The organism is Terribacillus sp. DMT04, assembly GCF_019056395.1.
Taxonomy (GTDB): domain Bacteria; phylum Bacillota; class Bacilli; order Bacillales; family Amphibacillaceae; genus Terribacillus; species Terribacillus aidingensis_A.
This window is the reverse complement of sequence record NZ_CP077639.1, coordinates 1,577,781-1,601,064: the sequence shown is the minus strand read 5'-3', so window position 1 is coordinate 1,601,064 and position 23,284 is coordinate 1,577,781. Positions and strand designations below refer to the sequence as shown.

The following is a 23,284-nucleotide window of genomic DNA, read 5'->3' as shown; positions in this document are numbered from 1 at the left end:
ATCTCCCCCCGCTCACTGCGCTACGTACAGGTAAAAGGAATCCCAACTCGGGATTCCTGCTATTATTTCATCTATACTATAGCACAGTTCAAAACATACCGACAGTCTGCGCATTGCGATCTTTAATAACGCGATTATTCACATACCGATGGAAGAACCACTCACCTAACCCAATTACAAACGCTGAAATCAAAGACGCCAGAATAACAAGATTACCTGGATTCAGCAGCAACTCACCTAACACCCAAAGCACAAAAAATGTTAAAATCGCATCACTAATCGTAGCCATTATATTGCGCTTCATATAATCGCCACCCGATTTACTCCGATCACCCGCTCTGCTTAGGATAAACAAGTCCCCTATTATATATGCAGCAACCGTCAATATAGCACTTATCAGCAGGGTATCACTAAACTCCACATTAAACATTAGGGTGAAAATAATCGTTAAAACAGCAAGAATCATGATAAATTTAATCACTAGCGCTTTTACATGTTTCATTTTTTCTCACTCCTTTTTGTCTTTCACATACCTTGTTTGGTTATAAGCTAAACATCTTTCCTGCGGTTTCAGTTCAGGCATATTACTAACTTGAAAAGCGAGGATACAGGCCGCTTCATTCAGACAAGAGCATATATTTCTGATTATTTTGACTAATAAAGTTAAAACATGCTACATTAACTATAACTAATAACGAACAGGAGCGGCTAGCATGGCATTGCCAATCTTCTTTATTGGTAATCTGCTGTACATCGCAAATGCCCCTATTTTCTCAAAAGCATATAAGACATTCGAATATTTATACTTAATTGTATTCCTAATGTACGTTGCCATGGTTTCCAGCAATAGCATTGACTTATCTGGTGATCTATTTTTAATGATCACAACAGCAGTTTATGCTCCAGTTGTGATCAAGCTGGTGAAAAAGAATAGTTAGGAAACGCTAACTCAAATCCCTTATTCTCGCTATGCAGGTTCGGGACCACTGTTATGAATGCTTCCCATTATTTGATTTGCAATGCACATACTCATAAGCCAAGCGAAATGCCAATAAAAGTAGTAAGGGAATATATACAAATAATGTTCCATCAACCCACAAGTTAAATATATTTAGAACGGGAAAGACTACCCCTATTGATAACACCATCCTAAAAATTATTTCGAATACATGATACTTCGAGCCAGAACTTTTCTCCTTTTTTCGGTCAATAAGTCCAGTTGTAGATAACACCGCCATAATAAGAAAAAAAGGAAACCAAATACTCTGGTAGACAAGTAGCATTACTGCAACGGATGTAGCTAGAATTGGGATTGAGAAGTTGCTCAAATCATCACCTCGCTTTTTTATATAGTTTCAGAGTAAGCCTAGAGATTAGTTAGAATTGTAACATTTAATACTTCTCTGGTATGTAAATATCGTTTTAATAATTCTATCTTCTTTCATCCAAAAATTAAGTCTCCCTTTCCTCCTTGTTACAACAGATAAGGAGGAGATATTATGTTAAAACAAATCAAAATTAGATTATATGAAGAGTATGTATTGGCAAGAATGGATATTTCGCAGAAGGCTTTGCTCGACTTTGTGGGGAGCGAAGATGATGACAAAGAGATAATGCCGAATCTGACACTGCATCACCTACAGCTAGAACAGTTCACAAAGAATGAGATTGCTCGTTTGAATTTATTTATAAGAAGGATATAAGAGCCATGTATGGAAAAGATGTAGATCACTACAAAATAATTGAATCTGCATTCATAAAAAAATAGTAACCATCCCTTGTTACTTAGTTTAAAAAGTGGATGGTTATTATTTGTCTGTCACTCTTTTCTATATTTATTAACAAGTATCCTATCGATTTACATTGGCAATGTACTGCATCATGACTTTATACTGTTCTTTGATTCATGGAGAGGCCACGGGGGTTGAGCTCCCCTTAGTTTAATACTGCCCCTCCTCTTCTTCGGTATCTCGTTTAATTCTGTCAATTGTTTCATAAGTCTCTTCAAGATGTTCGGCAAGATTGTTTACTTGAGCTTTTAAATAAATCTGTGCAGAATCCTCTTCAGCATCTTTATGTTGAGTAATAGCTGCTGCTTCATCCTCAGTGATAATCTCCTTAACAACTAGTAACTCAGTCAGCTTATAAATTACATGCTGCTGTTCAACTACTTTTCTACTCATATTACGGATTACAGGACTAAACATTACATGTTCAACTGGATTTAAATAACCTTTTTCGGGAAACTGTACGGATGATTCTACTAGAACAAGTCTTAATTTATATTCAACTCCAGCATTCTCAAAAATCAATTGTCCAAACCTTCCATAGAAGTTTATACCGAAGAAATCTGTACTGAAGAAAGAGCCACCTTCTATATGCTGCGAGTAGAATTTTAGAAAACTTTCAAAGTCTTCTGCTCCAATTGTACTGTCAGTAATATATAGGTTTCCATTTTCATCAGGCTGTACTGCATAATCTTTTACGTCTATTTCAAAATTAGCTATTTTCATTAAAAGCTCTCCCACTTCAATCCGTATTTAATTCCGACTCTGCTTTTAGTTCTAAAATTACCCTTCTGACATACTCATTTATCATGTGAAGCATCGGATTATCAAGTCCGAATATTGTGCTTTGGGAAACATAGTCGCTTGGCGATATAGCTCTTAGCATAATAAGATCATATTAATTGCTTTACATAGTAATGCGGTGGATACTATCTACCTTTGTTAAGCAACTTGTATTTTCCGCTGGATATCTTTTCTATAGAAGCTGATTTTTGAAGGAATTGCATTTTCTTATTAACACTTTTCACTGAGTTTTGCATATTTCAGCAATGTGTTTTTGCCTAATGCGAGCAATTCCCTCCTCATTTCTCCTATTATCCAAAGAACTTAGGATAAGATTATAAGGTTTTAGTTCAGTTGCAATTAATTGATCTATTCTGTCCATGCTTTCTCCTTGGTGTGAAAGAAATATCTTACCCGAACGTCTTTTCGATCAGCTTTTTAACGTTGTGGCTTATGGATTTACCGTCCTTGGTTAATTTTACTGATGCGTATCCGTTTGGCTTTCCATAACCGAGCATATCCTGGCCTTGTAGCCTCCTACCATCAACACCAATACGATCCAAGCTTCGTACTGATCCATCCACTGCTATCTCATATAGTCCTTTATAACCTGGTACTGGTCTGTACTCTTTATCCATTTGCCACACTCCTCACTAAACTAAGCCCCAAATTGCAGAAACTCTTTTTCTTTCTTCTTCAGCAAATGTCTTGGGATCTTCAAAATCTCTTCCCAGTTGTTGAGCCAATGTAAAGAACCCTTCTCCAGATACTCGACTTTTCTTAGCAACGACCATTACGCTAAACATTCCCCTGTTATTCTTTTCTTCATGTATGGAAATTGCCTCGAGTAACTCAGGCATTTTTGGTGATCTATGATGTAGCGGTGTTCCTTTTGCTTCCAGCACTTCTGATAGCTCACTATAGTAAATCGCTCTTCCTTTTTCCTTATATAAGTCTATTATAATATCTCGGACTGCCTCTAGATTTTCCTTTGTATATTCCATATACTAACCCTTTCTTATCATTAATTGTATATCATCAATTTGGGTGCATTTAGCACCATGATGATTTAAAGAAATTGCTAAATTCGAAATTTAAGAATTAGCAATAGGGAAGACCCATTCTAATTCAATTCCAACTACTCCTTTATAACTGTTAATTACCATGTTATTCTAAATTCATTTTTTGAACAATAGCTGTCTCGGAAGTTTTTCTATAAACGCAGTTCTTCATGGAATTCCTTTTACTTCAATAGTTTAAATTACCTAGCAATGATACAATACAACTAAAATTTGGTTATATTGTATTTAATTCGGAGGAATGTTCATTGAAGAAAAAGCCAGTCATTATTACTAGTGTCTTAATTTTAGCCATTCTCGGAGTTGGTGGAACTGCTGCATACGCCACTTCAGTTCACCATCATAAAGAAGGATTATCTACAGCTAAAAAGAATTTAAATAAGGAAAATGAAGATTTAAATAATCTCCTTAAAACTGTAGAAAGTTTTGAAGATGATAATGGTTACCTTTCAGAACTCTTGCCTCTTATTTATCATTGTCTTCTTTGCGTAACCCCTAGCTAAACAATGATATTCATATTCCGTTAAAGCCTCATTGAACAACAAAAAACCACTCCTTCCGCTTAATTTTCCAGCAGAAAAAGTGGTTTAGAAATTTAATTAACCAAGTCACCTATAAAATCAAAGAAAGATCAACCTGATTAATCATATCTCTTGTTTGCAATGCTATATCGCCAACTTGAAATGTTAAAGCTATATAGAAATAATTGCTTATTTACCTTGTTGGTTGTTCATTGCGCGCATCATTTGGTTGATTTTCTTTTGGGATGGTTTTTGACCCATTTGCATCATCATTGTACGAAGCATCTGTTCATTAATTGGCGGGTTCTTTTTAAGATAGTTCATCATGTATTTACGAGCGATGAAAAATCCAAGAGCGACGCCGATAATCAATGTAGCCAGTGCAATAAGTACGATCCAGATCGTGCTCATATTGGCTTCCTCCTTCAAAATATCTCTAATCTAGTATAGACAATCAAAAGGAAGAATACAATAGATGAACTCGTGATTGCAAGTCATTTTTTATGATAGGCGAAATCCACCCGCAATTGTCAGCTGCCGGTTCAATAATAAAGAAGGAAGAATCAAACTGACGGAGCTCTGTGAATATGGTCTCTTCAGCAGTCGTCAAACTATCACATACGATGCGGAGATAACGTGGATTTGTCTCAATATGAACATTATTTTCTCCCTGCTCTAGAGAGGCACCGTGGGGAAAGTCGTACGTAATATAGTCGAGCTGATCTTTTACATAAGCTGTATTTTCCGCTTGACTAGAAAGGAGAAAGCGGTAGAGGATATCCGTTTTATAAAAATAGCGAAAATAAATCTCATGTTTCACCCAATAGACGAAGTATTCTTTCATAAGCTTGTCCTCCTTCACCCTTTGTTAATTAGTATACCTGCCGAGTTTTGCTTAATCCCTCGGAACTTGTTGCAAAGAGACACGAAGAAGCAGGGCTTTCATCGATTTTTGTCATATAAAAAGGTCGGCCATCGAAATGGCCGACCTTTTCTCATTAATCTAAGATAGATTCTACTTGTTTGATAACATTCTCAACAGTAAATCCGAATGCTTCAATCAATTTATTTCCATTACCAGAAGCACCGAATGTGTTGATGCCGATTACTTTACCTTCGTCACCAACGTATTTTTCCCACCCTAGTGGGGAAGCCATTTCGATACCAACACGTTTCTTCACAGCAGGAGGAAGTACGCTGTCTTTGTAGGACTGGTCCTGCAGTTCGAAACGATCCCATGAAGGCATGCTGACAACAGCAGCTTCAATGTTTTTCTCGCGTAGTGCTTCTTGTGCGCGTACAGCTAGCTGCACTTCAGATCCAGTTGCTAACAGCAATACATCCGCTGTCTCTTTGTTTGCTGGGCTGACAACATATGCACCTTTCTTCACGCCTTCATATGCAGCTTCTTTTGTAGAAGGCAGTGTAGGCAGATCTTGACGCGTCAATACAAGCGCGGAAGGAATCTTTTCTGATTCAAGTGCTAGTCTCCAAGCAGCTTGTGTTTCATTGCCATCTGCTGGACGAACAACACTCAATCCAGGCATAGCACGCAAAGATGGCAATTGTTCAATTGGTTCATGCGTAGGACCATCTTCTCCGACAGCAATGGAATCGTGTGTCAATACGTATGTCACAGGCGCTCCCATTAGTGCTGACAGACGGATAGCCGGGCGCAAGTAGTCACTAAAGACGAAGAACGTTCCGCCGTATACTTTCAAACCGCCATGCAGTGCCATTCCGTTTAAAGCAGCACCCATCGCAAATTCACGCACACCGAACCAAATGTTGCGGCCGCTATAGTTGTTTTTAGTGAAATTCTCTTCTTTTGCAAGAAGCGTTTTGTTCGACCCAGCAAGGTCTGCACTGCCGCCAAACAAGCTTGGAACAGCATCAGCAATCGCATTCAGCACTTTACCAGATGCAGCACGCGTAGCTGTTTTGTCTTTGCCTTCTTCGTATGTTGGCAGTGTATCTGTCCAACCTTCAGGAAGCTCGCCTTTCATTGCTGTAGCCAGTTCTTTGGCTAACTCTGGATGTGCTTCTTCGTATTTAGCGAACAATGCATTCCAAGCTTCTTCCGCTTTTGCACCTTTGTTCACAACTTTTTCTTCAAAATCGCTGTATACTTCGTTCGGCACATGGAAATCTTCGTGTGCCCATTTGTAAGCTTCTTTTGTTAATTTGACTTCATCTACACCAAGCGGCGCACCATGGGAAGCGCTTTTCGCTGATTTATTCGGAGATCCGAATCCAATCACCGTCTTCACTTCAATTAGTGTCGGCTGTGAAGTGTTCGCTTTTGCTTCTTTTACTGCCGCACGAATAGAATCCACATCAGTACCTTCTTCAACGCGGATTACCTGCCAGCCGTAAGCTTTGAAACGATCCTCCACATTCTCAGAGAAGCTGTGATGCAAATCGCCGTCAAGGGAAATATCATTGGAATCATACAATACAATAAGCTTGTCCAATCCTAAATGACCAGCAAGTGATGCTGTTTCATGTGAGATTCCTTCCATCAAGTCACCATCACCGCAAATTGCATACGTATAATGATCAACAACCGGGAAGTCAGCTTTATTGTATTTTGCAGCTAAATGCGCTTCTGCCATTGCCATACCTGTTGCCATAGCGATACCTTGTCCAAGCGGACCAGTTGTCGCTTCCACACCGTCTGTATGATGTACTTCCGGGTGGCCTGGTGTACGAGAGCCGAATTGACGGAAGGATTTTAGATCGTCAATAGATACCTTGTATCCAGACAAATGCAAAAGAGAATAAAGGAGCATAGAACCATGTCCTGCAGATAATACGAAACGGTCACGGTTAAACCAATGTGAATTTTTCGGATTGTGTGTCATGAAATCCGTAAATAGCGTGTAAGCCATCGGTGCAGCACCCATCGGCATTCCTGGATGACCGGAATTAGCAGCCTCAATTGCATCAATTGATAGCGTACGAATTGTATTAATAGAAAGCAATTCTGTTGTATGAACCATGTGAACATCCCTTTCACTTAACTTATTATGTACTCTTGTTCATCCTATACTGAAATCGCTTAATAAACAAGGATTTATAATAGAAAAAAGAAGGAAAGGCTGTACACAATGTCAGCCATTTCCTTCTTATTCTTCATCACGCAGCTTTTTTACTTTCTCTGGTGTAACATCGTTGCCTTCACGGTCCACGACTGTCATTGTCTTAAATTGATTCTTAAAAGAAGAGCGAACATTCTTCAAGTATTCTTGTCTTAGTTCTTTCTGCTCTTTCTGTTCCCCTAAAGAGAGACCTTCTGTTTTTGCTTTATGTGCTAACGCATTGATGCGCGCCAATTTGTCTTTGGATATCATATGTGTATGCTCCTTTAAGCATTAAAGTTAACATAAACTATGTTACCTGCTAGTGTCGTCTGTTTCAAGCGAAACATACTCCTGGTACCTTCTATGTACGGTCGCTTTTGAAACGGCAAACCCCATCCCCCGCAGAACAGAGCTGATTTCATGGAACGTCAGCTTGTTGTTACGCAGCCGTACAACTTCTTCAATCGGGAATTCAATTCGTTCTCTGCCAGGTGCAGCTTGCTGATTACTCAGATTCTTACTCGGATCATAACCGCCGGCAATGGCGCGCCGCATGCCTCTTTTAATTTTCATATTGTGAATCTTCCGCTGGTATTCTTCTACAATTCCTACGATTCGAAGTACCATACCATCCGATTCTGACAGCTGAAATTCGCCTTGCTGATTTAATGTATAGACCATTACCTCCAGCTTCTGGAGGTGGTGGAACAGAGCAATCTTCGTATTCCCCCTGCCCAGTCGTGTTTCATCCTGGATTAAAAGGCAATCTGCTTCTCCAGCCGTAAATAAATCTAGCATCTTAAAAATACCGGGCCGTTCAATCTCGTATCCGCTCTGTTTTTCTTCGATGATATCGATGACCTCAATATTAGATGTGGCAGCAAGACTGATAAGCTCCTCACGCTGCCGTTCAATCGAGCTAGCCTGCTCGTCTTTTTCTGTACTAACTCTGCAATAGATAACTGCTTTCATTGGTGTATCCTCTCATTCAGCTAATTAAACACTCATCACAAGTGTAAAGTATAGGAAGAAAAGCGTGAAGCCGAATAATACATAATAGAACAAATCAGATTTTGATAGTTTCTTTAACATAGTAGATTCCTCCAAATAAAATAGATATTTAGGAACAAGCGTTCTTATCGTTAATTCCATTATATACGAACACAGGTTCTAGTCAAGGGGTTTTTTCGAACGGATGTTTGTATATTGAAATCTATCATGATATAATGTATGTAATAAAAATATATGCACGGGGTGTTCGATACATGATGAAACTATCGAAAAGACAGGAAGCAATTTTAGCTTACATAAAAGAGCAAGTTCTAGATAAAGGCTATCCGCCATCCGTTAGAGAAATCGGTGAGGCAGTCGGGCTGGCATCCAGCTCCACCGTACACGGCCATCTTTCCCGCTTGGAGAAAAAAGGACTTATCCGCCGGGACCCAACGAAGCCCAGAGCTATTGAAGTTCTCTCGCTTGAGAGCGGGGATCAGACAGATATTCCTCACGGTGAACCGAACTATGCGCCAGTAATTGGTAAAGTCACTGCTGGTATTCCTATTACAGCAGTGGAGAATATTGAAGAGTATGTGCCGGTCCCGAATCATCTCGTCGGCCCGGATGATAATATCTTCGTCTTAGTCGTAGTTGGAGAAAGTATGATTGAAGCAGGCATATTAGATGGCGACATGGTTATTGTGAAGCAGCAGCAGACTGCTCAAAACGGCGAAATTGTTGTGGCAATGACAGAGGACAATGAAGCAACTGTAAAACGTTTCTTCAAAGAAGAGAACCAAATCCGCCTGCAGCCGGAGAACAGTACAATGGATCCTATTATTCTTTCTAATGTAAGTATTCTCGGTAAAGTAATCGGCCTATACCGTTCTATTCAGTAGAATCGGTTTCGGCCGATTTTTTTCATAAATTTTACATACTTTCTAGCAATTTTCGACACACTTTTTGGGTATATTAGAATATGATTTAATAACCAAATGTTAGAAAGAAGGTGGAATCGTGAAGCTGATTTACAAGTTAGTTTGCAAAATAAGAGGCCGCCACAAGATTGATAGTGTTTCTGATACATGTAAATGCGGATACACACGAAGCTACCGCAAAAATGAGCATAATACGGATGATTATTATCTTAAAGAAAGATAAAATAGCTGTGTAAATGAAGAGGAGCTTACCTACCAGGCAAGCTCCTCTTCTTTGCTATTCGCTAGTTTCATTTCGGTGCGGAGTGCGCTTAGCAGTATTCCTGGCGTCACCTTCCAAAAGCTGTTTTCCAAAGCTCCTTTTGCTATGCTCTTATTTTTCATAAAGCAAGTAACTCATGCCCTTTTAGCTATGTCGTTGATAAATACATCATGGTAGTCCTTAGAGATTTATTTCTGCATGTAAAAGAGGAATTCAATTGATGCATTGGTGGTATACAACTAGTGGAGGTGAAAATATGGCGAATTATCATACTACACCTGATGGGAACGGCAATTGGCAGGTGAAAAAAGAAGGTGCGAAAAGAGCATCTGCTCATTTTGATACGCAAAAGGAAGCCATGAGTTACGGGAAAGAAGCCGCGAAGAAAGGAGAAGGAGAGCATTTCATCCACGGAAAAGACGGAAAAATAAGAGAACGCGACTCTTATGGCAACGACCCATTTCCACCGAGAGGCTAATCCAGAGGGAACGCAGTAGCTTTTTGCGTTCCCTCTCTACTGAACCAGTCAATTGTCATTCACGATAAATGAGAGAATCATCGCACCCAGCGCAACACACAAAGCAACTATTTTAAGTATATCTATGTAATCAGGGTGTATCTCCGTTAAAAATGATAAAAGTACAGACAGCAGCAGTGACCCCATCATGATGGATAATGCCAGTACCTGAAGAAACTTCCTTTTGTTCATTATTTTGCATCCTTTCTAATAAAGATTGCATGCTGCTAATGCTGTAACTTTGCTAGAAATCCGAGCAGGACTCGACTTTCCTATCACCTTTGCTTCTGAATCAACAATTTCAATTACCTTTTTGACAAATGACATAGTATCAGTATCCAACTTTTCCTTTTATATTGGAATATATTTATTGATTACATTTATGGAATCTTATGTTAAAATTTTAATAATTGTTAATTGGATAATATTAGCTAATAACGAAGGATTAACTGATCGGCTGGAAGGATGTTTTCGATTTGCTCCTATTTATTATTATTTTACTTGTTCACTATTTACCGTTTATCACGTGGCTGTCACTGAGCTTTTTAAAATCTCATCGACTGGAAGGGGAAGATCCCAAGAGAAAGACTCGTTTTCTCAGTTTCTTAATAATTTTCCCTTTACTTAATGTTGTAAGTAACATTTTTCATATAAGCGTTTCATACAGCTTTACAATAATGATTTCAATTGCTGTCGTGATTAACATATATATGCTAGTTACAGTAATAAAAGATAAGAAAGCTGCGCGTCTTACAGCGGAACATTCATAGATTTTGCTTTGCTACTTATTTATCTTTCTTATCATCTGTTAGTCTCATCATAACAATGCAGATTAAGATTAAGGCAATAAATGTACCTGTTGACTCTGGCGGATAATTTAACAAATACATATTTACAGGGTAGTTTAATAAGAGTATTAAGATTGTTAACGCTATTAAGATTCAGTTTGTACGAATAATCGTCACCTCTTTTCTATTCTGCAAACATTAATTGCTTGGAGAAGGCGATCTATCTTATTGTTTGAATGAAGTCCTTGTCCTTTTGAAAGACTTAATCAACAGATTCAAATAAGTATCGAACTTGTTGAGCACTTTCTTTTGTAACAACATGCATTATCTTCGTGTCCATCATATGTAAGCACCCATCTTCCATCATCTAACTCGGTAACATGGATAAGTCTTTCGCCTCCAGATTCCCCTTCGCCGTAATCGAGCAACACATCATAAGCAGGATCGTCTGCTTTTATCTCTTCCTTTCTAGCGCTGTTTATCATCTCTTCAAATAAATTCATTTCATGCAGACTGTCAGTATTCCAATAAACGCCTCGTTTAAGCCGCCATAATCTTCAGACTTAGAGACAGATACTTCTGAAATATCTTTCTTGGATGTAGCCATCCTTTCTGAATTACTACACCCAGTAAATATCACTGCCAATACTACTAAAACAAAGATGATACACCGTGTCATCAGCCTTCCTCCAGACTATTCAGGAAAGATGTTTCATTTCTTTTATCACGTTTTTCTTTTGTAGTACGAACAAATTCTTAATACAGGACATGTTAGATACTCACGGACTTTTCTTAACCATTATTGTCAATCAAAGCCCATGTACTGCCAAAGAATAAAGCTCTACTGTTATCAGACCATAGCGTACATAATGGTAGCGAAATACTTCAATTGAAACTCCTTAGACTGTTACCTCTATTTAATATCCATTAAATGGCAAGAGGGCATTCTTGTCAAGCTCACTCCGAATCTTTAGGTGCAGCTGTAGATTAATCATTATTAGACCAGCAGCATTAAACAAGAATTCATGTTCTTTTGACGATGATAGGCCGGGTCAATTGTTCTAAAGCGGATAAATCATACCCAGTTTGCTGTTTCGGTATCACGTTTCTTAAAAGACCTACATAATTATGTATAAAGAAGTAATGAAAAAGCCCTCCGAATATAAGGAGGGCTGCTATTACGCAGTTTTATAGAATTCTTCAAATGTTTCTGGACCAGCAATGCCATCAACACCAATGCCTTGGCTGCGCTGGTAAGCACGCACTGCGTCTCGCGTGTTATTACCGTAAATTCCATCAATGCTTAATCTGTATCCTAAACATACGAGCGTAGCCTGAATTAAACGTGTCCAGCCCGGCTGATGGTTGCTGATACTCTGTTCTGGCACAGAAGCTTTTGTTCTAGGTCCCCATATACCATCAATGGCTGTCTTACCGAACAGCTGGCAAATTCGCAGCAAGGCGTCCATTGTTAACGGACCATTCAATCCATCTACATCAAGTTCCCTAAAACCTGCTTCTCCCTGATATTGGTTCGCCCATCTTTGTGCAGTTTTAACCAATTCCGTCCCGCCAGGTGCTGGGCTGCTGCCATTACCATTATTACTGCTAGGCGGAGGGGTCGCGCTGCCAGTACGATCCGTCAGACTTGGTCTTCTCCCTGCTCGCAGCTGCGCTGTAGAAAGACCGCCCGTCATCTCAAGGTGAGGGTAATCTTTGAAGCTTCGCCAGTCACCGCCCCATTCAAAGCCGAGACTTCTAGCGATAGCGGCCACCCGGCGCCAATTGTTATTTACTGTCCAAGTAGCTTTCGTGCCATCCCAAGTAGTGAGGAAATAATCTACTGCCAAGCCAAAGTTATGGTTGGACTGACCGCCTCTGGCATTTGTTACAATACTTCCTGGTGCAGTCCGGCCTTGCGCATACAATCGGTTCTGCTCTGCATATGTCCGCATCCCCTCCGAGATTTGAACATTGATACCTTCCTGATATGCCCGCCGAATTACCTCCAGCGCACTTTGCTTCACGATAGGATTCATGCCGTTCCCCATATTCCTTTCCGAACGACGCAGCAACGTGTCTAATGATACTCTAGCCATTCGTATCTAGCTCCTTTCGCTTCATCGTACGTAAGAGCTCTAAGGCTGTCCACGGCGTTTTGATTATTCTAGTGTATAATAGGCCGCCTTATTTCTCTAATAAGAAAAAGACCGTAACCCATAATACCTTCTTTTCTAATCATAATTTACAGAACCACATGGCACACACCCTTTGTAGGAATAATTCACAAGAAATTAATCAAATTATCACTTTCAGGTTCGTATTCGAGCAAACAAAAAGGCCATTCCATATTCGGAGAAGGCCATTCGTTAAGCAGCTTACTTTTTAGAAATTTTTTGCAGCAAATATAATGCATAAATAATTGCAGGTATTGCTCCATAATATAAAACGCTGTTTATTAAAATTTCAATATCCCACATAATATCCGTAATCAATGAATAAATTCCTCCTACCAGTCAACCTTCTCTATCATCTTCAAAATCTAGTAATGTCGCATCTTAACAATATTATTCCTGCCACAATAGAATACTCCATAATTTTCCTACCGTCACCTGAAAATTCTGCACTATACAAACTCTTGTTATTCTTTCCTACTTCTGTTGATGTAAAACAAATATACTTATGTAAAAGAAAAACCTCTGATACAAATAGTATCAGAGGTTTACAGATTAATAGATTAGAAGTTCTCCATATACTGAGAACGTTCCCATGGGTGTACTTGCGTGCGGAACATATCCCATTCGATTTCTTTTGCTTCGATGAAGTGTTCGAACAGGTGCTCGCCTAGTGCTTCGACGATTGTTTCGTCAGACTTAAGCTGCTCTAGTGCGTCGAATAGTGTAGCTGGAAGATCTGCTACGCCGTTCTTTTCTCTTTCTGCTTTGTCCATCACGTAGATGTTGCGGTCGATGGAAGCTGGTGCGTCCATATTGTTACGGATACCGTCTAGTCCTGCAGCAAGCAGAACGCTCATTGCTAGGTATGGGTTAGCCGCTGGATCGACGCTGCGTACTTCTACACGTGTGCTCATGCCGCGTGCAGATGGAACACGGATTAATGGGCTGCGGTTTTTACCGGACCATGCAACGTAGCACGGTGCTTCGTAGCCAGGTACAAGACGCTTGTAGGAGTTTACAGTTGGGTTCGTCACAGCCGTGAAGTTAACCGCATGCTTTAGAGTACCTGCGATGAACTGATATGCTGTTTCTGAAAGCTTCAACTCGCCACTTTCGTCATAAAATGCGTTCTTGCCATCTTTAAATAGAGACATATTGCAGTGCATACCAGAACCATTCACACCGTAAAGTGGTTTCGGCATAAATGTTGCATGCAAGCCATGTTTTCTGGCGATTGTTTTTACTACGAGTTTAAATGTCTGGATATCATCCGCATGCTTTAGTGCATGTGCATATTTGAAGTCGATTTCGTGCTGACCTGGAGCTACTTCATGGTGAGAAGCTTCGATTTCAAAGCCCATCTCTTCCAGTTCAAGTACGATATCGCGGCGGCAAGTTTCACCCAAGTCTGTTGGAGCAAGGTCGAAGTATCCGCCTTTATCATTCAATTCCAAAGAAGGTTCGCCATTTTCGTCTAGTTTGAACAAGAAGAATTCCGGCTCTGTACCAATATTGAATGCAGAGAATCCAAGCTCTTCCATTTTCTTCAGGTTGCGTTTTAGGTTATAACGCGGGCAGCCTTCGAATGGTTCGCCTTCTGGAGTGTAGATATCACAGATAAAACGTGCCACTTTGCCTTTTTCGCTAGTCCAAGGAAATACAACGAATGTATCCAAGTCTGGGTAAAGCTTCATGTCAGATTCTTCAATGCGTACGAAACCTTCAATAGAAGATCCATCGAACATCATTTCGTTATCCAATGCTTTGTCTAGCTGGCTAAGCGGGATTTCTACGTTTTTAATTGTGCCAAGCAAGTCGGTAAACTGTAAACGAATAAACTTTACGTTTTCCTCCTTGATTGTTTTGATTACATCTTCTCTAGTAAATTTCGCCATTCTTTCTCCTCCTCTATTAATGGAAGAATCGTGATAATTCTCCCTGACGTAACGAAGCTTTGCCCAAGCGGCCGGTATCCATCAATTCCTGACGTAGCATCTGTCTCAGTGCTTTATCTGATATTTCCGGTTCGATCGGGGTTTCAAGCGTTTCTGCTGCTGGTTTCTCTCTTGTTGGCAGCATTTGCTTAATTCCGGCAAGGTTGATCCCTTTGTCGATCAATTCCTTGATTTCCAGCAGTCGATCCACATCGTTAAATGAGAAAAGACGCTGATTGCCTTCTGTTCTAGCTGGGAAAATCAATCCGTTATCTTCGTAATAACGGATTTGTCTTGCTGTTAGTGCAGTAAGTGATTTTACAATTCCAATAGAGAACAAGGGCATAGATCGGCGATTCATATCACTCATAATCGTCCATCCCCTTTCCTTATGTACTCTACGCTTATTATATACGCAGGTAATTTTAAATGTCAACACATGTTAGCTTAGTTAACATGAAAATTTTTGTTATGCTTCGTTATTCGTTATTAAGCCTTTTTCTAATAGATTTTGCGCTGCGTCTTTAATGGCGAGTTTGACATGTGTATACGTGAGGCCGCCTTGAACAAAAGCTGTATACGGCGCACGGATTGGTCCATCGGCAGTTAATTCTAAGCTGGCGCCTTGAATAAAGGTTCCAGCCGCCATGATCACGTCACTTTCATAACCTGGCATCGGTGCAGCTTGCGGCGTTACATGTGCATTGACAGGTGATGCATGCTGGATAGCTTGGCAAAAAGCTATCATTTGATCTGCAGAATGGAAGTTTACAGATTGAATTAAGTCAACACGTTTGCTATCGAATTTTGGAGATGTCGAAAATCCGAGCAGTTCTAGGAAGCGTGATGTAAATATCGCTCCCTTTAATGCCTCTCCTACCACATGCGGTGCCAAGAAAAATCCTTGGAACAGCTCCTGCAGCATGCCAAGTGATGCTCCCGTCTCTTTGCCTAAACCCGGTGCAGTCAAACGGTTAGCGCATCGTTCTATTAATTCAGCACGGCCGGCAATGTACCCGCCAGCGCGGACAATCCCGCCGCCTGGATTCTTAATAAGTGATCCGGCAATCAAATCCGCCCCCACATGCAGCGGTTCCTCTGTTTCGGCAAATTCACCGTAACAATTATCGACGAATATAACAGCTTCCGGATGCTTTGCTTTAACAAAGCGGACCATCTCTCCAATCTCTGAAACAGAAAAAGAAGGCCGGTCGGCATACCCTTTCGAACGCTGGATTGCCACCACCTTCGTTTTTTGAGATAGCTTGTCTTCCACAGCTGCAAAGTCAATTGCTCCGTCTTCGGTGAGATCAACTGCATCGTACGTAACACCAAAGTCTTTCAGTGATCCTGTATCTTCTTCCCGATTGCCAATCACACCTTCTAACGTATCGTACGGTTTCCCGGTGATATACAAAAGCTCGTCACCAGGCCGCAAGACGCCAAATAAAGCTGTGGTAATCGCATGAGTACCAGAGACGATCTGCGGGCGGACTAGTGCGTCTTCCCCGCCGAACACCTCCGCATATACTTGCTCCAATGTGTCACGTCCAAAGTCATCGTACCCATACCCAGTAGTAGGATTAAAATGACTGTCGCTCACGCGCTGGTGGCGAAATGCATCCATCACGCGTTTTTGATTCTGCTCGGCGATTTCATCAATCTTAGCTCGCTCCGCACTTGTTTCTTCTTCTGTTCTTCTAGCTGTTTCGTGTATCATCCTTCGGTCTGTCCTTTCAGCTGATGGTAAAGCGGGTGTTCGCTCATAATATAGCCGCTCACCTCATAAGCATCCAACTCTTCGTTAAATGCACGTTTTGTCATGATGGTCTCCTGGGCAATCTTGTCCAACAGACGCCCGCCAGATGCAGGTACGATTGTATCATACAATTCGCTTGCTTCCTGAATCATTTCCTGGACTTTTTCCATTACACGTCTGCGGTCTTCTTCTTTGAAAGCAGATATTTGCACGTACGGATGTGCACTTGGAATAAAGTCCTCTGTCAAAAGATCCGTCTTATTATAAACAGTCAGTATTGGTAATTGATTTGCTCCTAGTTCATCCAGCAACTTTAAAACAGTCGCTTGCTGCTGCTCATGATCCGGATGCGCACTATTCACCATATGAATGATAAAGTCTGCTTCTGTTACTTCTTCGAGTGTAGATCGAAAAGCAGCGATTAAAGCAGTCGGTAAATCTTGAATAAACCCAACCGTATCCGTCAGCAATGCTTGGAAGCCGGACGGCAAACGCATACGGCGTGTCATAGGATCCAGTGTAGCAAACAGCTGATCCTGTTCTAAACTTTCATTGCCGGTTAATCGATTGAAAATGGTTGATTTACCCGCGTTCGTATAACCTACTAAAGCAATTTGGAAAGCTTTATTTGATTTACGGCGCTCCCGGTAACGAGAACGGTGGGACACAACCGCTTTTAGCTGATGCTTGATTTCATCGATCCGGCGGCGGATATGCCGTCTGTCGGTCTCAAGTTTCGTCTCACCGGGTCCTCTTGTTCCGATACCAGCACCAAGCCGGCTCATTTCCGTACCTTGGCCATAAAGCCTTGGCAGTAAATACTGCATTTGGGCAAGCTCTACTTGCAGCTTCCCTTCTCTTGTATGTGCTCTTGTAGCAAATATATCAAGAATCAGCTGACTCCGGTCAATCACACGTACTCCGACACGGTTGCTGATATTTTTTAATTGACCTGGTGATAATTCATCGTTAGAGATAACCAAAAGCGGTTCTTCCTCTTCAACGAGATCTGCAAGCTCCTGCAGCTTTCCTTCGCCCACATACGTACCAGGATGCAGACGATCTCTTTTTTGTGTGACAAAACCTGCCACTTCTCCGCCTGCTGTTTTTGTTAATGCTTCTAATTCGTCCAGCGATGATTGAAATCGCTCTAATGTTTGATTCTGATGATGTACTGCCATCAATAATACACGTTCCATGCTGTCACCCTTTCTATAGTCATTATACCCTATCTTACGGTGAAAAAGCCTTCGCATTTATAACGAAGGCTAAAGGATTTTAGATGAAGCATTGCGACTGATAAGCGATATCTGTACCTTGCTTTATTTGGGCTTTCCTTCTTTCACCAAATCTCCTGTATTTACAATCTTCAGTTCCACATCATATTCCACATTAGCATCGGCGAAATAATGATCCCAATCTTTCTTCATTTTTTGATAATCTCTTGGATATGCGATTCGAAAGCTGTTATAAAACTCCACTACATCCGCTTTATAGTCTTGCTGCAGCTTTTCCATCGTACCTTCGATTATCTTCACAACCTCATCTCCAGCCAAACTCTCCAATTTAGCGATATAATTTTCAGATAAATTATTGCTTGTTAGTGACCAATCTTCCGTAATCCACCCTTGCGCTGTTATTTGCACATCAAAAGATAGTTTTCCATTTTTATAATACGGCTTTGTCTTTGTTTTGTAATGCTGGATTTCGTAGATAATTGTATTTCCTTGTTCGTCCTTGAAGTTAAGTAAACCACCGTTTCCATTTCCTGTTAGCCAATTAATACCCTCTACCTCTTTATCTGTTAAGAAACCAGCAAGCTTGTTATCATTTGCGCGAATAACACCTGCACCATCGAGCCTGACTGTATTTTTCTCTTTCGTTATGTTCGGCAATACAACGCTTGTACCCGATATCAGATTAGCTGTGACTTCCCCAACACGCTTTTGCGGAAGAATCTTCATTGTGGACGATTCATTCTCGAAAAAATTATTAATATAAGCGCTTGTTATTTCTCCCTCTATATTAACGGCTAATACATCACGCGCTGTCTGTTTTGTTAACAAAACAGCTGGGCTTGAACGAGTAACATTATCACGAAGCATTTGATCCAGTAGTATGAATAAGTCGTAATCAGTAGCTGTATCTTTGTTAATTACAATTGTTTCTAGGTGATCAGTGAATACTGGATATGGCAGCTGCAGCGCTAAACTGCGCAGAATATCATGCATACTATTTCCTTTTAGTGTAAGGTTTTGAAACAACTTACCTTGCTGCGCTGTTGCGGCTTGACCACCCTGCTTCTTTGTCGATGCAACTTGCGTGGTTAACTGGATTGGTGCCTGTTCATCATCAACAGAATCTATCCCAAATCCAATAGCAAAACTTATATCCTCAATATCGGAGCTGTCCCAGCAGCCAGACATGCACAAAAGCAATACCATGCACAGACAGATTTTACGTACTGCCCTTTTGCTCATCATCCAGCTTCAGCCTCCTCATCCACGCAATTAAAAGAAGCAGCGCAGGCACTAAAAATGAGAATGCAAAGCTCGTCCAGCCAATAATTGTACCCATCTCCTCTAATTGATTCAAATCACTTGGAATTAAACAGATAAAGTAAACGACCGCTAAAAGCATGTAGCTCGCTTTTTTATAAGAGAGACGCGTTAACGTTGCCACTCCTTTTGCCGCAACGTAGTGACAAACGACGTAGGTAAGAAACATTTGAATTAGCCATACCACTAAAAATAATGATTCAAACCGTTCAAATAAAACACCTGTGTATTCGTATTCTTGGATAAGCGCAAAAGTTGGCCATTTCTGATGCTTCATTCTTTCTATTGATAATCCCCCTGTAATGATAACAATCGCAAGTAAATAGATGGATACTGGAATCGCCAGGCCAATTAATGCTACCTTTTTCGCTTCTTTCGGTTTCTGCATCATGGCAATAAAAACAAGCAGAAATTCGGTACCGCTAAATGTTAGAAAAGTTGGGGTCAAACCTTTGAGTACTGGCGTAATTCCTAATCCGAGCACAGGCCGCAGATTGTCTAATTCAAACACTTTCAGTCCAAGCAAGATAACGATTATGAAGATACAGATTGTAGGCGGCGTCAGCAGTTCAATTATGCGGGCTATAGGGTTTATACCGCTTGGTAAAAGATAAATCGCCACCCAATACATGCTAATCATAATGACAGCAATCGGTGTATCTTCCAACAGATAAAACTGTGTCAGTTCACCCATAGAACGGATTTCAAAGGAGCCGATCATAAGTGCATATCCGATAAAGGCTACACTAAGTATTGTTCCTAACCATTTACCGACAATTAATTTATTGAATTGAAAGAAAGTGAGCTGCTGAAAACGCAGACATAAAGACACGATAATTAAACAGGTCACATAACTAAATATGCCGCCTATTAGTGTGCTAATCCATAAATCCGGTGTACCGACTTTTAATGCCAAATTTCGAGGAAGTGTAAAGATTCCTACTGCAATTAAAGCAGATGACAGCAATGCAATCATCTGTGTTGTCGTAATCTGGTTTGTCCCTAATTTCATCTTACACAGCTCCTACCTTTTCTTCCTTCTGACTGGATCCTTTGGATAATACTCAGCCGGCCGTTTCCGCATGGTAAACAAAGGCAATCGAAGGAAGAAGTCTTTCCAATCTTCTTTACTGTACAACGTTCCTGGTGTCACATAAGGCAGCCCGAAGCTTTTCAGCTTGACCGCATGAATACACAAGGCTAAGAAAAACAAGCTGATGCCATATAAACCTAACAAAGCAGCAGAAAACATTGACAGGAAACGAAGCAATCGTAATGCGATACCGGCATTGTATTGCGGAGAAACAAAAGAAGAGATAGCCGTAGCAGAAACAACAATAACCATGATAGGGCTGACTAATCCCGCCTGAACGGCAGCTTCTCCAATAATTAATGCCCCTACTAGACCAACAGTTTGTCCTACTGGCTTCGGCAGCCGTACCCCTGCTTCCCTTAATAATTCGATCGATACCTCCATCAGCAATGCTTCGATAATAGTTGGAAAAGGAACGCCAACTCTTGTTCCCGCTATCGCAAGTGCCAAGTCTGTCGGTATCAAACCTTGGTGAAACGAAACAAAAGCGATATAAAAAGATGGCAGAAATACACTTAGCAGAGCTGCTACATACCGAAGTGCTCGAATCAGCGACATCGGAATCCAGCGTTCATAGTAATCTTCCGGAGACTGCAGCATCATTGAAAATGTCACCGGTGCAATTAATACATAAGGTGTGCCGTCCAGCATGATTGCAACTCTGCCTTCAAGAATGGCAGCCATGACGCGGTCCGGCCGCTCTGTTGACTGTACTTGCGGAAAAATGGAAAGATAATCGTCCTCGATAAGCTGTTCAATATAGCCTGATTCTGCTGCGTGATCAATATCTAGGTCATTGATTCGCCTTTTTACTTCTGTGAGCAGTTCCTCGTTAGCAATATCCCTTATAAAAGCTATTGTGAGCTGCTTTTTCGTTCGCTCACCAACTTCGACATCCGTGAAGGTCAAATTTGGGTCTGTCGTCATTCTTCGTAAAATAGCTGTATTGTCACGCAAATTCTCGATAAACCCCATTCTTGGACCTCTTACGAGTGGTTCTGAAATCGGATCTTCCGCGCTTCTGGTAACCCATTTCTTCACACTAAATAGGAAAGCTTCGTCCAATCCATCTACTAATAACAGAACCGATCCTGACAGCAGCTGCCGAACGACTTTGTCTATCTCTTTCGTAACTTTTATATCACTAACTTCAATTGTATGGTTCAGTAAATAATCTTTGATGCTTTGACTTTTGAATAGATGCAGGGCGGACTTCGTTTGCTTCCCCTGCAGCAACGGATGCAGAATAGCTTGCTGCAACTGTTGCGTATCGACCAATCCATCAATATGAACAATGCTGCAGCTGCGATTATCACTGCCTAATTTAAATTGACGAAAGATAATGTCTGAACTGTCTCCAACAATTGCTTTAATACTTTTCACATTGGATGTTATTTTTTCTGTTAACACGCTATTTGACGGATTGAAATGCTGTTCTGGACGCACATTTGTTTTTCTGCGAAGCTCTTTTAGCTTCTGAAAAAGTAAAGCACTCAAAACCGGGACGAGCACAACTACAATTGTTCCAAGCCAAACATCTGTCCTTGCTAGAAATTCGATTATTCTCCCCATTATCTGCACTCCTTGCTACGTATCGTGCCCTATGAATTCCAGCCTATTCAAGGTAAAAATCTGCAAATAAAAAAGCTCTAGCTGTAAGCAGCTAAAGCTCTTATAAAAGGTTATGATTCTTCTGCATTCAAATCAGCAACAGTCACTTTCATTAGTTCCTCGGTCGACAGATGGTGATCATGACGCACGAGGCGCACTGCCTGCATACGAATTGCTTTCTCAAGTATGTTACGAACAAATCGGGCATTAGAGAAATCAGGTGTCCGCTTTGACTTTTGCTGCACAATGATTTCCTTCAGCTTCCACTCTGCTTCTTTCGTGAGTTGGTATTCTTTTTCGGCAAGCATACCTTTGGCGATATCCATCAGCTGTTCAGATTTGTAGTCAGGAAATTGGAGCTGGATTGGAAACCGTGAGCGCAGCCCTGGATTTAAACTCATAAAATTCGCCATTTCTCTTGGGTAGCCAGCAAGAATAAGAATAAACCTGTTGGATGCATCTTCCATATGCTTTACTAGTGTATCAATTGCTTCTTTGCCAAAATCTTTTTCTCCGCCACGAGCCAGAGAATATGCTTCATCTATAAATAAGATGCCGCCCATGGCCCGCTGGACGAGCGCTCTCGTCTTCTGGGCTGTGTGGCCAATATATTCTCCAACCAGATCAGCTCGTTCTGCTTCAATAAAATGTCCTTTGTCAAGTACATTCATTTCGTGGAAAACAGCTGCCAGCTTGCGGGCGATCGTTGTTTTCCCGGTACCTGGATTGCCTTCGAATAGCATATGCAGCACTTGTTTTTCCTGTTTTAATCCTGCAGCTTCTCTTTTTTGGTTAATATGGACATTGGCGTAAATTTCTTTGATTGTCTTTTTGAGCTTTTCCAAACCGATGAATGCGGCGAATTCCTGATCAATATGACGGAATGGATCGATATCGCGCTTGATGGCTGCATGCTGCAGCTGCTCCATCTCTTGTTGTCGGTTCTTTAGGACGATATTGATCTTACCCTTCGTATTCGTAACTTGAGCTTCCACATGATCACCCCTCACTGCAGTAGTTTACGCTCAAGACAGACATAGCGTGACAAACGCCCAACGGTCTTTCTCTACTTTATTCAGCAAGGAGTCGCTTTACCACCACAAAACAAAACGGGCGCCAGCGGCACCCGTTCTTGTTTAGCTTTGTTCTTTATAATCCAGCGATACATTCTTAGCTGGCGAGAATGTGGAAATCGCATGTTTAAAGATTAATTGCTGTCTTCCTTCCGTTTCGAACAGTACAGTGAAATTGTCAAAAGCCTTCACTGTTCCGCGGATTTGGAATCCATTCGTAAGAAAGATAGTTACTTGCATACGCTCTTTGCGAAGCTGGTTCAGATATTGATCTTGAATATTTACAGATTGTGACATCTATTCCCCTCCTAATTTCTATACGGTT

Annotated in this window: 26 protein-coding genes; 5 read left to right on the top strand and 21 right to left on the bottom strand. The window is 40.9% G+C overall.

Annotated features, from left to right (window positions below):
* Positions 1-88 precede the first annotated feature (88 nt).
* A complete protein-coding gene (locus tag KS242_RS08530) occupies positions 89-502 on the bottom strand; it encodes a YndM family protein (RefSeq protein ID WP_217323922.1) in 414 nt (137 codons plus the stop codon).
* Positions 503-713: 211 nt separating this feature from the next.
* Here KS242_RS08530 and KS242_RS08525 point away from each other — a divergent pair, with 211 nt between their 5' ends.
* Together KS242_RS08525 and KS242_RS08520 are read left to right on the top strand one after the other, a co-directional pair.
* Positions 714-938: a hypothetical protein gene (locus tag KS242_RS08525; RefSeq protein ID WP_217323921.1), complete on the top strand. Its 225-nt coding sequence runs from the start codon at positions 714-716 to the stop codon at positions 936-938.
* 561 nt (positions 939-1,499) lie between these two features.
* Positions 1,500-1,703 carry a hypothetical protein gene (locus KS242_RS08520; protein WP_217323920.1) on the top strand — a complete coding sequence of 68 codons (204 nt, stop codon included), beginning with the start codon at positions 1,500-1,502 and terminating at the stop codon, positions 1,701-1,703.
* A gap of 237 nt (positions 1,704-1,940) precedes the next feature.
* On the opposite strand, the gene KS242_RS08515 is transcribed toward KS242_RS08520, so the two are convergent.
* The 3 genes from KS242_RS08515 to KS242_RS08505 all read right to left on the bottom strand — a co-directional run bounded on the left by KS242_RS08515 (position 1,941) and on the right by KS242_RS08505 (position 3,574).
* On the bottom strand, positions 1,941-2,513 hold the full coding sequence (locus KS242_RS08515; RefSeq protein ID WP_217323919.1) for a hypothetical protein: 573 nt from the start codon (positions 2,511-2,513) through the stop codon (positions 1,941-1,943).
* Between the two features lie 467 nt (positions 2,514-2,980).
* Positions 2,981-3,208: an NUMOD4 domain-containing protein gene (locus tag KS242_RS08510; RefSeq protein WP_217323918.1), complete on the bottom strand. Its 228-nt coding sequence runs from the start codon at positions 3,206-3,208 to the stop codon at positions 2,981-2,983.
* A gap of 15 nt (positions 3,209-3,223) precedes the next feature.
* Positions 3,224-3,574 carry a hypothetical protein gene (locus KS242_RS08505; protein ID WP_217323917.1) on the bottom strand — a complete coding sequence of 117 codons (351 nt, stop codon included), beginning with the start codon at positions 3,572-3,574 and terminating at the stop codon, positions 3,224-3,226.
* Positions 3,575-3,897: 323 nt separating this feature from the next.
* On the opposite strand from KS242_RS08505, the gene KS242_RS08500 reads away from it, so the two are divergent.
* Positions 3,898-4,152 carry a BAR domain-containing protein gene (locus KS242_RS08500; RefSeq protein ID WP_217323916.1) on the top strand — a complete coding sequence of 85 codons (255 nt, stop codon included), beginning with the start codon at positions 3,898-3,900 and terminating at the stop codon, positions 4,150-4,152.
* 207 nt (positions 4,153-4,359) lie between these two features.
* On the opposite strand, the gene KS242_RS08495 is transcribed toward KS242_RS08500, so the two are convergent.
* The 5 genes from KS242_RS08495 to KS242_RS08475 all read right to left on the bottom strand — a co-directional run bounded on the left by KS242_RS08495 (position 4,360) and on the right by KS242_RS08475 (position 8,225).
* On the bottom strand, positions 4,360-4,581 hold the full coding sequence (locus tag KS242_RS08495) for a YneF family protein (protein WP_077309359.1): 222 nt from the start codon (positions 4,579-4,581) through the stop codon (positions 4,360-4,362).
* A 43-nt stretch (positions 4,582-4,624) separates the two neighbouring features.
* Complete coding sequence (gene sirA, locus KS242_RS08490; protein ID WP_217323915.1) at positions 4,625-5,014, bottom strand: sporulation inhibitor of replication protein SirA; 390 nt, start codon at positions 5,012-5,014, stop codon at positions 4,625-4,627.
* 154 nt (positions 5,015-5,168) lie between these two features.
* On the bottom strand, positions 5,169-7,172 hold the full coding sequence (gene tkt / locus KS242_RS08485; RefSeq protein WP_217323914.1) for a transketolase: 2,004 nt from the start codon (positions 7,170-7,172) through the stop codon (positions 5,169-5,171).
* A 126-nt stretch (positions 7,173-7,298) separates the two neighbouring features.
* Positions 7,299-7,523: a DUF896 domain-containing protein gene (locus KS242_RS08480; RefSeq protein ID WP_077309365.1), complete on the bottom strand. Its 225-nt coding sequence runs from the start codon at positions 7,521-7,523 to the stop codon at positions 7,299-7,301.
* 42 nt (positions 7,524-7,565) lie between these two features.
* Complete coding sequence (locus KS242_RS08475) at positions 7,566-8,225, bottom strand: YneB family resolvase-like protein (protein WP_217323913.1); 660 nt, start codon at positions 8,223-8,225, stop codon at positions 7,566-7,568.
* A gap of 293 nt (positions 8,226-8,518) precedes the next feature.
* On the opposite strand from KS242_RS08475, the gene lexA reads away from it, so the two are divergent.
* Together lexA and KS242_RS08465 are read left to right on the top strand one after the other, a co-directional pair.
* Positions 8,519-9,148 carry a transcriptional repressor LexA gene (gene lexA, locus KS242_RS08470; protein WP_217323912.1) on the top strand — a complete coding sequence of 210 codons (630 nt, stop codon included), beginning with the start codon at positions 8,519-8,521 and terminating at the stop codon, positions 9,146-9,148.
* 557 nt (positions 9,149-9,705) lie between these two features.
* Positions 9,706-9,927 (top strand): DUF2188 domain-containing protein, encoded by a 222-nt coding sequence (locus tag KS242_RS08465; protein WP_217323911.1) that lies wholly within the window; start codon positions 9,706-9,708, stop codon positions 9,925-9,927.
* Positions 9,928-9,975: 48 nt separating this feature from the next.
* Here the strand turns inward: KS242_RS08465 and KS242_RS08460 are convergent, their stop codons facing one another.
* The 12 genes from KS242_RS08460 to hfq all read right to left on the bottom strand — a co-directional run bounded on the left by KS242_RS08460 (position 9,976) and on the right by hfq (position 23,256).
* The gene (locus KS242_RS08460) at positions 9,976-10,158 is read right to left on the bottom strand and encodes a hypothetical protein (protein WP_217323910.1); all 183 of its coding nucleotides are present in this window, start codon (positions 10,156-10,158) and stop codon (positions 9,976-9,978) included.
* 1,095 nt (positions 10,159-11,253) lie between these two features.
* Entirely contained in the window at positions 11,254-11,433 is a 180-nt protein-coding gene (locus KS242_RS08455) for a hypothetical protein (protein ID WP_217323909.1), read from the bottom strand.
* A gap of 499 nt (positions 11,434-11,932) precedes the next feature.
* Entirely contained in the window at positions 11,933-12,853 is a 921-nt protein-coding gene (locus KS242_RS08450; protein WP_217323908.1) for a peptidoglycan-binding protein, read from the bottom strand.
* Between the two features lie 638 nt (positions 12,854-13,491).
* Entirely contained in the window at positions 13,492-14,826 is a 1,335-nt protein-coding gene (glnA, locus tag KS242_RS08445) for a type I glutamate--ammonia ligase (protein WP_217323907.1), read from the bottom strand.
* A 16-nt stretch (positions 14,827-14,842) separates the two neighbouring features.
* Positions 14,843-15,235, bottom strand: coding sequence for a MerR family transcriptional regulator (locus tag KS242_RS08440; RefSeq protein WP_077309385.1), 393 nt, complete (start codon positions 15,233-15,235; stop codon positions 14,843-14,845).
* Between the two features lie 99 nt (positions 15,236-15,334).
* Positions 15,335-16,585: a methionine gamma-lyase family protein gene (locus KS242_RS08435; protein WP_217323906.1), complete on the bottom strand. Its 1,251-nt coding sequence runs from the start codon at positions 16,583-16,585 to the stop codon at positions 15,335-15,337.
* Entirely contained in the window at positions 16,582-17,823 is a 1,242-nt protein-coding gene (gene hflX, locus KS242_RS08430; protein WP_217323905.1) for a GTPase HflX, read from the bottom strand. Before hflX ends, KS242_RS08435 begins: the two co-directional genes overlap by 4 nt.
* Before the next feature lie 123 nt (positions 17,824-17,946).
* The gene (locus KS242_RS08425) at positions 17,947-19,107 is read right to left on the bottom strand and encodes a Ger(x)C family spore germination protein (protein WP_217323904.1); all 1,161 of its coding nucleotides are present in this window, start codon (positions 19,105-19,107) and stop codon (positions 17,947-17,949) included.
* Positions 19,082-20,194, bottom strand: coding sequence for a GerAB/ArcD/ProY family transporter (locus KS242_RS08420; protein ID WP_217323903.1), 1,113 nt, complete (start codon positions 20,192-20,194; stop codon positions 19,082-19,084). The genes KS242_RS08425 and KS242_RS08420 overlap by 26 nt, the downstream gene beginning before the upstream one ends.
* Before the next feature lie 12 nt (positions 20,195-20,206).
* On the bottom strand, positions 20,207-21,847 hold the full coding sequence (locus tag KS242_RS08415; protein ID WP_217323902.1) for a spore germination protein: 1,641 nt from the start codon (positions 21,845-21,847) through the stop codon (positions 20,207-20,209).
* A 110-nt stretch (positions 21,848-21,957) separates the two neighbouring features.
* Complete coding sequence (locus KS242_RS08410; protein WP_254391843.1) at positions 21,958-22,881, bottom strand: AAA family ATPase; 924 nt, start codon at positions 22,879-22,881, stop codon at positions 21,958-21,960.
* Between the two features lie 141 nt (positions 22,882-23,022).
* On the bottom strand, positions 23,023-23,256 hold the full coding sequence (gene hfq, locus KS242_RS08405; RefSeq protein WP_097040576.1) for an RNA chaperone Hfq: 234 nt from the start codon (positions 23,254-23,256) through the stop codon (positions 23,023-23,025).
* Between the last annotated feature and the right edge of the window lie 28 nt (positions 23,257-23,284).